Annotated in this window: 12 protein-coding genes, 1 tRNA gene and 1 pseudogene; 9 read left to right on the top strand and 5 right to left on the bottom strand. The window is 26.0% G+C overall.

The window, feature by feature from the left end; genetic code table 11:
* Positions 1–56: 56 nt before the first annotated feature.
* Complete coding sequence (locus DM780_RS01560; RefSeq protein WP_110548711.1) at positions 57–1,184, top strand: porin; 1,128 nt, start codon at positions 57–59, stop codon at positions 1,182–1,184.
* A gap of 68 nt (positions 1,185–1,252) precedes the next feature.
* Positions 1,253–1,845: pseudogene (gene nadD / locus DM780_RS01565) on the top strand (nicotinate (nicotinamide) nucleotide adenylyltransferase).
* Positions 1,846–1,857: 12 nt separating this feature from the next.
* On the opposite strand, the gene DM780_RS01570 reads toward nadD, so the two are convergent.
* Positions 1,858–2,757 carry a 5'-3' exonuclease gene (locus tag DM780_RS01570; RefSeq protein WP_110548712.1) on the bottom strand — a complete coding sequence of 300 codons (900 nt, stop codon included), beginning with the start codon at positions 2,755–2,757 and terminating at the stop codon, positions 1,858–1,860.
* A 78-nt stretch (positions 2,758–2,835) separates the two neighbouring features.
* Here DM780_RS01570 and metG point away from each other — a divergent pair, with 78 nt between their 5' ends.
* Complete coding sequence (metG, locus tag DM780_RS01575; RefSeq protein WP_110548713.1) at positions 2,836–4,521, top strand: methionine--tRNA ligase; 1,686 nt, start codon at positions 2,836–2,838, stop codon at positions 4,519–4,521.
* Between the two features lie 455 nt (positions 4,522–4,976).
* On the opposite strand, the gene DM780_RS01580 is transcribed toward metG, so the two are convergent.
* A tRNA-Ser gene (locus DM780_RS01580) sits at positions 4,977–5,062 on the bottom strand.
* Positions 5,063–5,882: 820 nt separating this feature from the next.
* Between DM780_RS01580 and DM780_RS03080 the strand changes: the two genes are divergently transcribed.
* The gene (locus DM780_RS03080; protein ID WP_394336182.1) at positions 5,883–6,092 is read left to right on the top strand and encodes a hypothetical protein; all 210 of its coding nucleotides are present in this window, start codon (positions 5,883–5,885) and stop codon (positions 6,090–6,092) included.
* A gap of 254 nt (positions 6,093–6,346) precedes the next feature.
* Here the strand turns inward: DM780_RS03080 and lon are convergent, their stop codons facing one another.
* From lon to DM780_RS01600, 3 genes are all read right to left on the bottom strand, one after another.
* Entirely contained in the window at positions 6,347–8,749 is a 2,403-nt protein-coding gene (gene lon, locus DM780_RS01590; RefSeq protein ID WP_110548714.1) for an endopeptidase La, read from the bottom strand.
* Positions 8,750–8,911: 162 nt separating this feature from the next.
* Positions 8,912–10,954 carry an NAD-dependent DNA ligase LigA gene (ligA, locus tag DM780_RS01595; RefSeq protein ID WP_110548961.1) on the bottom strand — a complete coding sequence of 681 codons (2,043 nt, stop codon included), beginning with the start codon at positions 10,952–10,954 and terminating at the stop codon, positions 8,912–8,914.
* A 13-nt stretch (positions 10,955–10,967) separates the two neighbouring features.
* Positions 10,968–11,852, bottom strand: coding sequence for a N5-glutamine methyltransferase family protein (locus DM780_RS01600; protein ID WP_110548715.1), 885 nt, complete (start codon positions 11,850–11,852; stop codon positions 10,968–10,970).
* Between the two features lie 72 nt (positions 11,853–11,924).
* On the opposite strand from DM780_RS01600, the gene mnmE reads away from it, so the two are divergent.
* Genes mnmE through rplI form a run of 5 tightly spaced genes read left to right on the top strand, consistent with a single transcriptional unit; the run spans position 11,925 to position 16,045 of the window.
* Positions 11,925–13,346: a tRNA uridine-5-carboxymethylaminomethyl(34) synthesis GTPase MnmE gene (gene mnmE, locus DM780_RS01605; protein WP_110548716.1), complete on the top strand. Its 1,422-nt coding sequence runs from the start codon at positions 11,925–11,927 to the stop codon at positions 13,344–13,346.
* Positions 13,347–13,361: 15 nt separating this feature from the next.
* Positions 13,362–14,894, top strand: coding sequence for a glutamate--tRNA ligase (gene gltX, locus DM780_RS01610; protein WP_110548717.1), 1,533 nt, complete (start codon positions 13,362–13,364; stop codon positions 14,892–14,894).
* Positions 14,895–14,933: 39 nt separating this feature from the next.
* Complete coding sequence (gene rpsF, locus DM780_RS01615) at positions 14,934–15,281, top strand: 30S ribosomal protein S6 (RefSeq protein WP_110548718.1); 348 nt, start codon at positions 14,934–14,936, stop codon at positions 15,279–15,281.
* A 4-nt stretch (positions 15,282–15,285) separates the two neighbouring features.
* A complete protein-coding gene (gene rpsR, locus DM780_RS01620) occupies positions 15,286–15,594 on the top strand; it encodes a 30S ribosomal protein S18 (RefSeq protein ID WP_110548719.1) in 309 nt (102 codons plus the stop codon).
* 1 nt (position 15,595) lies between these two features.
* Positions 15,596–16,045, top strand: coding sequence for a 50S ribosomal protein L9 (gene rplI / locus DM780_RS01625; RefSeq protein WP_110548720.1), 450 nt, complete (start codon positions 15,596–15,598; stop codon positions 16,043–16,045).
* Positions 16,046–16,052: the final 7 nt, after the last annotated feature.

The following is a 16,052-nucleotide window of genomic DNA, read 5'->3' on the forward strand; positions in this document are numbered from 1 at the left end:
TTAATTATGTATAAAGGAATTTAATTATTATATTATATAAAAAAATATTGAAAAAAATGAAAAAAATAAAAACTATCTTTTTTCTTCTTCTTTTAGTTTTTTTCTATCCTTTTTATGGTATACATAGCAAAACAAAAAAAGAAGAAATATTAAAAAAAAACATAGAAAAACATGAAGATAGGAATTTGAACATGTATATAGATTTTATTAGTAGTATTTCTTCTAAAGTTGAAAAAGATGTTTTTGATGGAGGAATTTTTTCGGAAGACTTTTTGAAATTAGACTTGATAGGAAAGGCCAATGAAAATATTGATTATCGTTTTGTACAAAAAATTAATCTGTATCCTGAATCTTATCATATTGATACAAAAATGGATATAGCTTATTTGAAATGCAAACTCAATGATCAACTATCTTTTTTGATAGGAAAACAACCAATTTCTTTTGGAAGTATGGAATATAATTCAAAATCTCTTCAGGTATATAAGTATCCAGATCTATACAAAAATGAGGAGAATCCTATTGGGATAAATTTTATTTATACTCCAAAAAAAAATCAGGAATTTCGATTTCAAATTGTAAATCATTTGAATAAGGGAAATAATTCAATTCAAAATGAAAGTAATCCTATGGGATATTCTTTGAATTGGAATTGGAATTTATTACATAAAAAAATACAAAATAGATGGTCATATTCTATTTTTCAAGAGATGGTAAAGGATCACTTTTGGAAAGTTTTAGCATTGGGAAGTAAATTAGATTTCAAACCTATTTCTCTGGAATCAGATTATATATTGAGTGATGAAGATATAGAAAAAAATAGACATTTTACACAAATTTTTCGTTTTCTTACCAAGGAGGTATCCTCTATAAAATATGGAACATATTTCCTTAAATTTAAATACAACTTTATTCCAAGATGGAACTTATTTGCGAAAGGAGTGTATGAACTAGGAAGATCTAAAAAAGAAATTAATAAAATTATTGGAAAAAATCAATTATTCAAAAAGGGATATACTTATTATGGTGGTATAGAATATCAACCTATTAAACATAATGAGGATCTAAATTTATATTTTGTATATCAAAGAAAAAATATAAAATATATGGATATAGTTAAACAAGAAAATAAAAATAATCATTTTATTTCTTTAGGATTGAGTTATCGTGTGAAGTTACTTTAAAAGATAACACAAAAAAATATCGAGTCTGCAATGCAGATCGGTATTTTTTTTTATTTTTTTTCGGTATTATGAAAATAGGACTTTATTTTGGATCCTTTAACCCTATTCATTTAGGACATATTATTCTTTCTAACCATATAGTAGAATTTTTAGATATAGATCATATTTGGTTCGTAGTATCTCCACAAAATCCCCTAAAAAAAAAACGAATCTTTTAGATTATGTTCATAGAGTTAAAATGCTTCGTATAGCCGTTTCCGGTTATAAAAAAATGAGTGTTCTAGATATAGAATCTGGATGTTACCCTTCTTATACTATTAATACACTTTATGTTATAGAAAAAAAATATCCTAAAGATAAATTTACTATCATTATAGGAATAGATACTTTATATTCTATCAAAAAATGGAAAAATTATAAAATAATTTTAAATAAATATGATATTTTAGTATACCCTCGTATTGGGCCTTTCTCTAACTATAATCATTTTTTTATCCCTATTCAACATAATAAAATATTTTTTTTGAAAGCGCCAATTATTGAAATATCTTCTTCTTTCATTCGAAATTCTATTCAAAAAGGAAAGAATATGAACCATTTACTTCAAACAGAAGTTTGGAAGTATATAAAAAAACATAAGTTTTATAGAACAAAAAATTAGATTTTATTTTTTTTATTTCATTCTAAAAAGAAAATATTGATAGGCCTTTTTTAATAATATTCGAAATTCTAATTCCAAAAATATTTTTTCTATGGAATTCCAATTTGGTTTTTTTATATAAAATTTTTCATCATGAAAATAAAAAAGAGGAATATTAGTAATAATTGTTGCTAATCTTTTAGATAAAAAACCTAATTCTTTATTTTCTTCAATATTTTTTTTAATTTTTCCACTAAGATCATGAGTGGAATTTAAAAAATTTTCAAGAGTTCCATACTTTTGAATAAATTTTCTAGCATTTTTTTCTCCTATTCCTGGTAGTCCTGGAATATTATCCGAATTATCCCCCATCATACTCCATAAATCTATAACTTGTTTTGGGTTTTTTACCCCAAATTTTTCTTTTATTTCTTCAATACCTAATATTTTTTTTGGATTTCCTTTAAAAGGCGGTCTAAAAATTTTTATATTGTTTGTAACAAGTTGGCAAAAATCTTTATCTAAAGTAATTATATAAATTATATATCCTTTTTTTTCTGCTTTTTTTGCTATAGTTCCGATAAGATCATCTGCTTCGTAGCCATATTTAGCATAAAAAAAGGAAATACTAAAAGATTTTAAAATATTTATCACATAAGGAATAGCAATAGAAATATCTTTTGGTGTTTTTTTTCTATGAGCTTTATATTTATGATATTCTTTTTTACGAATAGTTTTTTTACTGCTATCAAAAATTGCAGCCATATAGGAAGGTTTTTCTTCATTAAGGGTATTAATCAACAAATAAGTAAAATTAAAGATAGGAGAAGTATTTAGGCCTTTAGAAGTACAAAGAGGATTATTTATATAAGCATAATATCCTTGATAAAGGATTGTATATGTATCTATTAAAAATAATTTTTTATTATTCATATTTAATAATAATTTTTATGAAAAATTTCTTTTTCATAATAATGCTACTAATTTTGTAAGATTAGGTAGTTATAATTTATGAAAAAATCAAATAAATATATAGTAACAGCGGCCTTTCCATATGCAAATGGACCAATCCATATAGGGCATTTGGCGGGGGTTTATTTACCGGCAGATATTTTTGTTCGTTTTCTTAGACGAAAAAATAAAGAGGTTGTTTTTATATGTGGATCGGATGAACATGGAGTTCCTATTACTATACAAGCTAAAAAGGAAAATACTACTCCTAAAGAAATAGTAAACAAATATCATTTCATGATTCAAGAGAGTTTTACTAATTTTGGAATACATTTTGACAACTATTCCAGAACTTCTACAATGATTCATCACGAAATTTCGACTAATTTTTTTAAAAAACTTTATAAAGAAAAAAAAATTTTTGAAAAAGTATCTGAACAATATTATGATAACGAAGCTAAACAATTTTTAGCAGATAGATATATATCCGGAAAATGTCCTCATTGTAAAAAAAAGGATGCTTATGGAGATCAATGTGAAAATTGTGGTTATTCGTTAAGTTCTGATGAATTAATAGATCCACGATCTACTATCAGTGGTAGTTTACCCGTTTTAAAAAAAACTAAACATTGGTATTTACCTTTAAACGAATATCAAGAATTTTTAGAAAAATGGATTTTAACAGATCATAAAAAAGATTGGAAAGTCAATGTCTATGGACAATCAAAATCATGGTTAGATAAAGGATTACAACCTCGTGCTATAACAAGAGATCTGAATTGGGGGATCCCTATTCCTTTTCCGAAAGAAATAGGAAAAGTTCTATATGTATGGTTTGAGGCACCCATAGGATATATTTCCTCTACCATAGAATGGGCAAATCGTAAAAAAATAGACTGGAAGCCTTATTGGAAAAATAAGAATACTCGATTAATTCAATTTATAGGAAAAGATAATATTGTATTTCATTGCATTATTTTTCCAGTTATACTTAAAGCGTGTAATCTTGGATATATTTTACCGGATAAGATTATTGCTAATGAATTTCTTCATTTAGAAAATCATAAAATTTCTACTTCTAGAAATTGGGGCGTATGGCTACATGAATATTTGGAGGATTTCCCAAATCAACAGGATTCACTTCGTTACATTCTCATAGCCAATATGCCAGAAAAAAAAGATAATAATTTTAATTGGACAGATTTTCAAAGAAAAAATAATACGGAATTAGTAGCTATATTAGGAAATTTCGTGAATAGAAGTATAACTTTAATTCAAAAATATAACAATGGAATTATTCCTAATCCTGGAATTCTATCGATTAGGGATAAAGATATTTTAAAAAAAATAAAAAAATATCCAGAAAATATAGGTAATTTGATCGAATCTTTTCAATTTCGTGATGCTTTAGTATGCTTTATGGATTTGGCTAGACTTGGAAACAAGTATTTAACAAAAGAAGAACCTTGGAAAGGTTTATCTAATCAAAGATTTAAACCCATTATTTATGTTTCTTTCCAAATTGTTGGAATGTTAGCGCAATTATCCGATATTTTTCTTCCATATACAGCAAAAAAATTATTAAAAATGCTACGTTTAAAAGCGTTTTTTTGGAAAAAAATAGCAAACAAAGAAGAAATTTTATGTCCCGGACATGTATTGGGAAAATCTATATTGTTATTTAAAAAAATAACAAATGAAAAGGTTGAAAAACAACTAAAAAAATTAAAAAAAATAAATATATGAGTAATGAATGTATTTTCATTAGAAAATGATTCCAAAAAAGGAATCATTTTTTATTATTTGATATCGAAAATATACATAAATATCCATTTTTTACGAATATAGTGTAAGTAGTCTTATTAAAGTTTCTTTGGATGGATAATTTTTAATATTTTTTTTTGTATGAAATTGAGTAAAAACCTTAATTAAGGAAAAAAAATATAAAACTATCAGTTATGGTAAAGTTATATTTATCCATGATTACTTAGGAATATTATTATTTCAGATATTTTTTCCATATAAGTTAGACTTAAAAGGTAATTTTTAGTTCAAATTTACAGTAAAAAAAAATGATAAACTAGATTTAAAATATTCTATAAAAAAGGGGAATTCCATCATCTTATTTTTAGTAAAATTAAAAATTTTTAAGTATGGAATTGAATCATATAAAAATTTATTTCAATCCATATAAAAATTTGCGGAGAGAGAGGGATTCGAACCCCCGGAGGAATAAAACCTCAACGGTTTTCAAGACCGCCGCAATTAACCACTCTGCCATCTCTCCATTTTTTTTATATTTTTATTATATCCACGATATTTCTAATAAGATCTTGCATAGTTTCTCTTCTTATTATCAGAAAATATTTTCCTTTAATAATCATTACCTAAGAAGGTCTATAACGATAATTATAATTATTGGAGGACATAGAAAAATAGTAAGCCCCCACATTTTGAATCACACAAAATATCCCCTTCCATGATTTATGAAATCTTACGATTTAACCCAAAGGTATACGATTCACAAATATATCCTACTACTGGATAAAAACGAAAACGACCATACGGATTAGAAATATTTTCAATGTAGTGATAAGTCTCATAAAACATGGCTCTAATAAAATAATTAAAACCGAAATATACTCCAGAAAATACGGTATAATTGTTAGGTTTGATCACATTAACATTAACTAAAAAATATCCGTATATTCACTAACTATAAATTTTCATGGTTCCAATATCAAAGTACCATGGCTACTATAATATTTACAAAAAGATTGAAACTACTCTGTAAGAGAATTACTTAAAAAATAAAGATCCGTTTTTATATCATTTTTTTTATATGGAACGGAAAATATACTTCCAAAATCAATATAATCAAAATTGGGGAAATCGATAGCTATTTGAAATAATATTTTAGCTACTCGTAAAAAAAAAATTGATATCTAAAATATCAGATACTGTATGCATATATATGAATCCACCCTATTTTTAGGACTTTATTTTTTAATATTCTTTTCATATGAGTAATTTTTTTATGGTAAGATATTCCAAATTTATAATCTACATGTCCACTGAAATTTTATAATTTACTCCATCCATAATATGTGGATTTATTCTTAATCCTACAGGATAATCTTGATAATAATTTCCAAAAAAATTGTTCTAAAATAGATAGATTATCTTCTATGTTGATTCGAACTCCGAAATCAACCGCTTTTTTTATTTCTTGTATAGAAAAACAGTTAGGAGTAAATATAATATTTTTTGGATGGAATCCATATTTTAATCCTAGTTCGACTTTTCAATTTTTGTAAAAATTTTTAAATATTCAAATTGGTGTTTTCTTTACAAGCATAATGAATTCTTAAATTTTTTTACACTACTAAAATTTTTTTTCATCTTTATATAGAGATATTGGATCTCTATTTTTCCATAATCATATATTATATAAAGTGGAGTACCGAATTTTATTCCTATTTGTATTAACTGTTCTCTATGAACTGTATGATTCATATTTTTCAACAATATATATAAAAAAAATAGAATGTATTTTGGATTATAAAATCTATTATAATAGGGATAAATGAACTACATCATTCATGTCTCTAACATAATCAAAGGTTAATCCTTTTAAGTGGTCTTGTTTAATTTCTTCTACATCTTTTTTATTATCCTGTGAAAGAATAATTTCTTTGATATTAGCCCTTTTAGCAGCTAATATTTTTTCTTTAATTCCTCCTACAGGTAGGACTTTACCTCTTAAAGTTATTTCTCCAGTCATAGCTAAATGAGGTTTTAATTTCCTATTTTTATAACTGGATACAAGAGAAGTTAACATAGCAATTCCTGCAGATGGACCATCTTTAGGTACAGCACCTTCCGGTACATGAACATGTACATTTTGTTCTTCAAACATTTTAGGATCAATATGAAATTCTTCATAATGAGCTTTAATATATTGCAAAGCAATTGTTGCAGATTCTTTCATAACATCTCCTAAATTACCGGTAATACTTAAATTTCCTTTTCCTTTGGAAAGACTAGATTCAATATATAAAATATCTCCACCAAAATTAGTCCAAGCTAAACCTGTAACGACTCCTGTAATATTATTTCCTTCATAACGATCTGGATCATTTGGAATTCCAAGAATTTCCTCTATTTTTTCAATATTTAAACGTTTTACATATTTTTTATTCATAGCAATATGCTTTGCTGCATAACGGGCTAATTTAGCAATATGTTTTTCTAGAGTTCTTAAACCCGATTCTCGGGTATAACTTTCAATGACCTTTTCAATTTGTTTATTACCAAGTAATAAATCAGATTTTTTCAATCCATTTTCTTTCAATTGCTTAGGTAAAATATGTTTTTTTACAATTGGAGTTTTTTCTTCTACCGTATATCCATTCATTTCGATAACCTCCATCCGATCTATAAGAGCCGCTTGTATATTAGAAAGAGAATTTGCTGTAGCAATAAACAATACTTTTGATAGATCATAACCCATTTCTAAAAAATTATCGTAAAAAGAAGTATTTTGTTCCGGATCTAAAACTTCTAACATAGCCGAAGATGGATCTCCATTTGTTCCTAATCCCATTTTATCGATCTCGTCAATTACAAAAACTGGATTGGAAGTTCCTACTTTTCGTATAGATTGTAACAGCCGTCCTGGCATAGCTCCAATATAAGTTCTTCTATGACCACGTATTTCCGATTCATCGTGTAATCCTCCTAAAGAAACACGTACATATTTTCTTTTAAGAGCGGTAGCTATAGATCTACCCAAAGATGTTTTTCCTACTCCAGGTGGACCATAAAAGCATAGAATAGGAGAACGCATATCCCCTCTTAATTTTAATACAGCTAAATATTCTATAATCCGTTCTTTAACTTTTTCTAATCCGTAATGATCTCTATCCAATATTTTTTGTGCAAATTCTAAATTGAAATTATCTTTTGAATATCGACCCCATGGAAGATCAATCAGGAATTCTAGATAATTTCTTTGAACCGTATATTCTGGCATTTGGGGGTTCGTTCTTTGCATTTTAAGTAGTTCTCTATCAAACTGTTTTTTAGCCTCTTTAGGCCATTTTTTTTTGGAAGCTTTAGCACGCATTTCATCAATTTCTTTTTCATAAGAAATATCACCTAATTCTTCTTGTATAGCTTTAATTTGTTGATGTAAAAAATATTCTCTCTGTTGTTGATCCATATCACTACGAACACGGGACTGAATATCATTTTTTAATTTTATTTGTTGATGTTCTACGTTAAGGAAACGTAATGTTTCCATAGCTCTTTTTTTTAAATCATTGTATTCTAATAATTTTTGTTTATCTCTAGTAGCTAAATTCATATTAGCAGCTACAAAATTGATTAAAAAAGAAGGACTTTCTATATTACGAATAGCAATACTGGCTTCTGATGGAATATTGGGATTATCCTGAATAATTTTTATGGCAATTTCCTTGATCGATTCTACCAAAGCAAGGTATTCCTTATCTTTACAAGACGGTTTATTTTCTTTTAACGCTATAATTTCTGCTTTAAAATATGGATCGTTTTGAATAAAACGGTTCACTTTAAATCTCCTTTTTCCTTGTAAAATGACAGTAGTATTTCCATCAGGCATTTTTAACAATTTCAATATTTTAGCTACTGTTCCTATAGTATATAAATCTTTTTCACTAAGATTTTCTATTACAGAATTTTTTTGTGTTAATACCCCAACCGTTTTATCCAATCCATAAGCATCTTGTAATAATTGAATTGATCCACTTTTTCCGGCTATAATAGGAAAAACGATCCCAGAATACAAAACCATATTTCTCACTGTTAATATACATAATTGTTCTGGTATGTCATCTTTAAGAAGCTGATCTTCTTCATCTTGACTCATTAAAGGGATAAATTCTGCTTCAGACTCGAATCCAGATTCGGTAAATATATTTTTTAGTAACATAAAAAAATAGATTTCTTACTTAAATGATGCAAATGATGATTAATAAAATTATCATCACCTATATTTAAATATACTGTTTTCTATATGAAAAAAAAAACCTTAAATATAGACTTCATATCCCTTTTTTTTATACTATTCTTAATAATTCTGTTAAGATTTGATTTATTTTTCTTTATTTTCCTTTTTAAGGAGCTCAATAAAAATATCTTCAGTTAAAATTTTCACATTATTTTTTTTCATTCCTTTTTCTAATTTGGAACCAAAATTTTTTCCAACAACGATAAAATTAATTTGATTATTAACAGTACTAAATACTTTTCCACCTAAAATTTCTACCATATTTTTAGCTATATTCCGTGACATACAAGATAGTTTTCCTGTAAAAACAAAAGATTTTCCTTCAATTATAGATTTTCCTTCAATTATAGATTTTCCTTCAATTATAGAATATTTTTTTGAAAAATTTAATCCATATTTTATAAGTTGTTCTACCATCTTTTTATTTTCCATGATTGAAAAATAAGTACTTATACTTTTTGCTATTTTTTTACCTATACCTGAAATAGACGTTAAAATATTATAATCTGCATTGATCAAATGATTGATATCTGTAAAGGTTTCTGTTAACTTTTTAGAAATATATTCTCCTACATGAGGAATTCCTAATCCATATAAAACTCTATAATAAGAATTATATTTAGATTTTTCTATATTTTTTATTATATTATTTGTTAATTTTTCTTTAACTCCCTTAAGTTGAAGAAATTCTTCCTTTTTTAATCTATATAAATCGGAAATTCTGTATACAAAACCCTTTTTATATAGTTTTTTAATCATTTTATTTCCAATTCCTTGTATATTCATTGCTTGTATACTTACAAAATGTTGTATTTTTCCAATCCTTTGAGAAGGACAGTTATTATTGGAACAGTATAACAATTTATTTTTTTTTCTTAAAGAACTATCACATGATGGACATTTTTTTAAGAAAGATATAGGATTGGCATTGAGCAATCGTTTTTTTACATTTATTTTGGTCACTTTAGGAATGACATCCCCTCCTTTTTCCAAAAAAATAGAATCTCCATAATGGAGGTCCATTTTTTGTATAAAACGATCATTATAAAGAGAAACTTTTTTCACCATGGTTCCAGAAATATTGGTAGGACGTACATAAGCTACAGGGGTAATGATCCCAGTACGTCCTACTTGAAATTTTATGTTTAACAACTTTGTTTCTGATAATCTTTGTCTAAATTTATAAGCAATTGCCCATCTTGGATATTTATTCGTAAATCCTAAAATATATTGTTTTTGGTACTCATTCACCTTAATTACTATCCCGTCAATATGATAGGGTAGATGATTCTTCCATAGATTCCAATAGTCCATGAAATGAAATATATCCTTTGTTGTTTTACAAAGCATAGCCGTTTCTGGTACTTTGAATCCCCAATTTCGTAGGTATTTGAAAGATTGATATTGTGTATAAAAAGGAAGATTTTTTCCTATAACCGTGTATACAATACAAGATAGATTTCTTTTATATAATTCTTTGGAATCCTTAATTTTTAGGATACCACTAGCTGTATTTCTTGGATTAGAATAAGGAATTATTCCTTTTTTTTTTCGTTCTATATTGATTTCTATAAATTTTTTTTTAGGAATAAAAATTTCTCCACGTATTTCAAGATACCTAGGATAGGTTTCTCCAATTAATTTTATGGGAATTGATTTTATGGTTCGTACATTTTTTGTAACATTTTCTCCTTTTTTACCATCTCCACGAGTTACGGCATTGGTTAATAATCCATTTTGATAGATTAAATTAATGGATACTCCATCATATTTTAGTTCACACACGAAAGAATAAAAAGAAATAGATTTATCAATTCGATTTTTCCAAATCATTAATTCACTTTTAGAATAGGTATTTTGAAGGGAGTACATTTTATATTTATGATAAATGATTGTAGATCCATATTTTTTGGGATGAATACTTACACCGATTCTTATTGTAGGGGATTTAGGATCATAGAATTCTGGATTTTTTTTTTCTAATAAATATAATTCTCTCAATTTTTTATCAAATTCGTAATCCGATACATTATAAGTATCTAAGATATAATATTGATAATTGTATTCTGATAATTCTTTTCTTAGTTTGTATATTTTTTCTTTGATATATTTTTTTTTATTATTCATTTCATTCATTTAATTAATATTTTGCACGAATCATTCGGAAAACCCCTTGAAAATCTTTTCTAATTTCTATATCCGTAAACCCGTATTTTTTCATAAAATGAATAAAATCTAAATGAATAAATTGGTTGATCTCAAAATAAACATAGACTACTACACCAGTAAACCTTTTTTTTATCCAATAAATAATTTTTTTATAAAAAATGAATGGATCCTCATCTGGAACAAATAAAGCTTGAAAAGGTTCATATTGAAAAATATTGGGATGTATAAATTTTTTTTCAGATACTCTTATATATGGAGGATTACTCACGATAATATTAACGGGATATTTTTTTATTTTTTTTAAAAAAATTAAATTATGAAGAATATCAACTTTTCTTAAAAAAATTTTTACGTTATGTAATTTTGAATTTATTCTTGCTATAGAAAGGACTTCATGAGAAAGATCGATTGCATGAATAGAACGTATTTTAGGAAGTTTTTTTTTTAAAGTAATACTAATACATCCACATCCTGTGCCAATATCAAATATTTGAATATTTTTACTATTCTTTATTTTGTAATCATTTATTATCCAAGATACTAATTCTTCTGTTTCTGGTCTTGGGATAAAAACTTTTTCATTAACAAGGAAATCCATTCCAAAAAATTCGGTCTTTCCAATTACATATTGAATGGGTCTATTTTTTTTCAATTCCCATAATTTTCTTATCAATTTTTTGTATATGAAATTATCTATTTTTTCCTTTATACTTAATTTTAAGATTATTTTTATTTTATCACATTTAAAAACATGAGTTGTTAGAATAAAAAATAGATGATTTAATTCCTGTATTTCTGGATATACTTTTTTAAGAGTATCATAAAATAAATGGTAAAATTCATATAAATACATCATAAAATAAAAAATAAATTCAAAAAAATACTTATTTTTTGTGGAATTTTATTTGATTAATAAATATTTTTTTTTATGTTTGATGATGATACCATTGTGGCTTTAGCTACTCCTACTGGTTCCAGTGCAATTTCGGTTATTCGTATTTCTGGAAAAAAATCTATATCCACCGTTGAAACTATTTTTAGTTCCGTTCATTATGGAAAAAAATTGGAAAATCAATCCACTCATACTATTCATTTAGGATATATTGTTGTAGATAATATAGATGATAGAAGTGATAGTAGTAGAAGAAATTATTTGGATCAAGTTTTAGTATCTATATTTAGATCTCCTTTTTCTTATACAGGAGAAAATATGATAGAAATATCTTGTCATGGATCTTATTATATTCAACAACAGATTTTACAATTGTTAATCAGAAAAGGAATACGTTTAGCTCGTCCTGGAGAATTTACATTTCGTGCATTTTTAAATAAAAAAATGGATTTATCTCAAGCAGAAGCTATAGCAGATCTTATATTATCGGATAATCAAGCCTCTCATGAATTATCTTTGCAACAAATAAAGGGAGCCTTAACTAGTACTATTAAAAATTTACGGAAAAAATTATTGGATTTTTATTCCTTATTAGAATTAGAACTGGACTTTTCTGAAGAAAATGTGATCTTTGCAAAAAGATCCGATCTTTTTTCTTTCTTAAAGGATTTAGAAGAAACTTTAAAAGATTTAATTGAATCTTTTTCTCTAGGAAATTCTATAAAAAAAGGAATTTATGTAGTCATTATTGGAGAACCAAATGTAGGTAAATCTACGTTATTCAATTACGTAATTAAGGAAAGCCGTTCGATTATATCTAACATAGAAGGTACAACTAGAGATAGTATAGAAGGAGAATTGATTTTGAATGGTATACATTTTCATTTTGTGGATACAGCAGGAATTAGAGATCCAAAAGATACAATTGAAAAAATGGGGGTTAGAAAGACTATGGAAAAAATACAAGAAGCTCAAGTCCTATTATACCTTTTGGATGCCTCTAAAAATGATAGAAAAAAACAGAAAAAAATTCTCAAAAAAATTCAAATTATACACGAAAAAAATCCACTTAAAAAAATTTTATTGATTGCTAATAAATCGGATTTATCCTCTTTTAAAGACTTCTATAACTTAAAATCAAAGTTTTCTTATTTTTTTGAAATTTCTGCAAAAAATCATCACGGTATAAAAAAAATTCTCTATACTTTAAGTCAGTTATTCATTGAAAAATTAAAAGAAAAAAATATTATTGTAACACAAAACCGACATTATGAAGCATTGAAAAAATCCTTAAAGGAAGTATTACTTGCTCATGATGCATTAAGTAAAAAAGTACCAGAAGATTTAGTTTCTATACATATCAAAGAGGCTTTACATCATTTAGGAAAAATTACCGGTGAAATCACTAATGAAGAGGTACTAAAAAACATATTCTCCAAATTTTGTATTGGAAAATAAAGAAAAAAGAAAAGTATGTCATGTATCAGAGTTCGTTTTGCCCCTAGTCCTACAGGCCCACTACATTTAGGTGGAATAAGGACTGCTTTATATAACTATCTTTTTGCTAAAAAAAATCGAGGAACATTTATTCTTAGAATAGAAGATACGGATAGAAAAAGATTTGTTCCAAATTCTGAATCCTATATTTTGGAAACATTAAAATGGTGCCAGATTGAACCTGATGAAGGAGTTGGTTATGGTGGTAAATATTTTCCTTATTATCAATCTCAACGTGGATATATTTATCGTATTTATTTAAATAAACTGTTAGAGAAAGGGGATGCTTATTATGCTTTTGATACAGATCAGGAACTTAATAAAAAAAGAAAGGAATATTCCGATCGTGGATTAACTTTTTCTTATAATGCAAGAGTACGAATGTACCTTAATAATTCCTTAACCATGACAAAAAAACAATTATCTTACAAATTAAATGATGGGACTTCCTATGTCATTAGATTTAAAATTAAACCTGGAGAAAAATTGAAAATACAGGATATAATACGTGGAACTATTATGGTAAATACAGATACTTTAGACGATAAAGTATTATTAAAATCTAATGGAGTTGCTACTTATCATTTAGCTAATACTATAGACGATTATTTAATGAAAATTACTCATGTAATAAGAGGAGAAGAATGGATCCCCTCCATGCCATTGCACCTATTGTTGTATCGTTCATTTGGTTGGATACCTCCTCTTTTTGCACATTTACCTTTAATATTAAGAGATGATGGAAAAGGAAAAATAAGCAAACGAAATGCAGAAAGTTTAGATTTTCCTATATTTCCTTTGCGATGGAAAGTTCCCGGTCACAAAACCATTATTCAAGGATACAGAGAGCTAGGTTATTTTCCAGAAGCTTTTGTTAATATGCTAGCTTTTTTAGGATGGAATCCTGGAGGAAAAAAAGAAATTTTTTCTTTACAAGAATTAAAAAATTCTTTTTCTTTAGAAAAAATCAATAAATCTGGAGTTACTTTTAATCTAAATAAGGCAAATTGGTACAATAAACAATATTTAAATAAAAAAAAAGAAGAAATATTTTCATTTCTTTGTACAGAACTCCAAAATCGTTCTCTTTTCTATGAAAAAGATTATTTATGGAAAGTGATCCATCTAACAATAAATAGGATTAATTTTATTCATGAAATTTGGGAACATTCTTCTTACTTTTTTGTTTATCCTAGTTATTATGATCCCAGTTTTTTTGATAAAATTTGTCATCAAAATACTATTGATCAATTAAAACTTTGTAAAGAATCATTATCCAAGGTTCAGAAATTTACATCCGTAAATTTAAGATTTTTGTTAAAAAAAAGAATCTACGATAAAAATATACGTGAAATAATGCAACTATTTCGTTTATCTTTAGTAGGATCTTTAAAAGGATCGGACATTTTCATGATATTGGAAATATTAGGTAAAGAAGAAAGTATACGACGTATAGAAAATATGATGAAAAAAATTAAAGAAAAAATTGATAATGATTCTTTTTGTTGAAAAAAGATATAGATTTACATTTTTGAAAAAAAAATTCAAATGCTTAAACATTATGAAAATATAATGATAATTACACCAGTTTTGTCTGATGATCAAGCAAAAAAAACGGCAAAGGAATATGAAAATTATCTAATAAAAAAAAATGGAAAAATAGTTTATCAAGAACATTGGGGGTTAAAAAAATTAGCTTATCCAATTCAAAAAAAACAAAGTGGTTGTTATCATTTATTTGAATTTTTATTAAATTCTAACTTAGTATCTGATTTAGAATTGAAATTAAGACAAGATGAACGAATTTTACGTTTTATTACTGTAAAATTAAATAAATATGGAATAGAATATGCAGAAAGGAGAAAAAATAAATTTTTTAAACAGGACAAAGAATAGAATTATGATTTTAGAAGATATAGATCAAAAAAATATAAAAAAAAAAGGAGGTGATAGCGATTTAAGATACTTATCGCCTCTTAAAATAGAAACAAAATTAGAAAAAAAATATTGTTTTTTTGAAAAAAGTAATATAAAGTATATAGATTATAAGGATCCTACATTTTTAATAAAATTTTTGAATGCACAAGGTAAAATTTTACCACGTCGTATTACAGGTACTCGACAAAAAAATCAAAACAAATTAAATTCTGCTATAAAAAGATGTAGACAAATTGGTCTTTTACCTTTTGTGACAGATGATTTAAGATAATATGAAAATTATTCTCAAAAAAGACGTGGAAAATTTAGGGTTTCAATACGATGAATTAGATGTTAAACCCGGTTATGCTAGAAACTATTTAATTCCTAATGATTATGCAGTTTTAGCACTTCCTGGAACAATAAAAAATATTCATGAAATATTGAAACAACGCTATAAAAAGGAAAGTTTTTTAATCGAAAAATCCAAAGAAATAGAAAAAAAATTAAAAAAATTAACTATAAAAATAAAAGCTAAAGTAGGAAAAGGAGGAAAACTATTCGGTTCCATTAACAATCAAGAACTAATGAAAGTTTTAAATAAAAAAGGAATTTCTATAGAAAAAAAATCTATAAGAATTCCTGGTAATAAAGTCATTAAGACAATTGGAAAACATCAGGTAAGTATACGTTTACATCGTAAAAAAGAGTTCACTCTAAATTTTGAAGTATTGTCTTCCTGATACGACT

Source organism: Blattabacterium punctulatus (genome assembly GCF_003226695.1).
Lineage (GTDB): Bacteria > Bacteroidota > Bacteroidia > Flavobacteriales > Blattabacteriaceae > Blattabacterium > Blattabacterium punctulatus.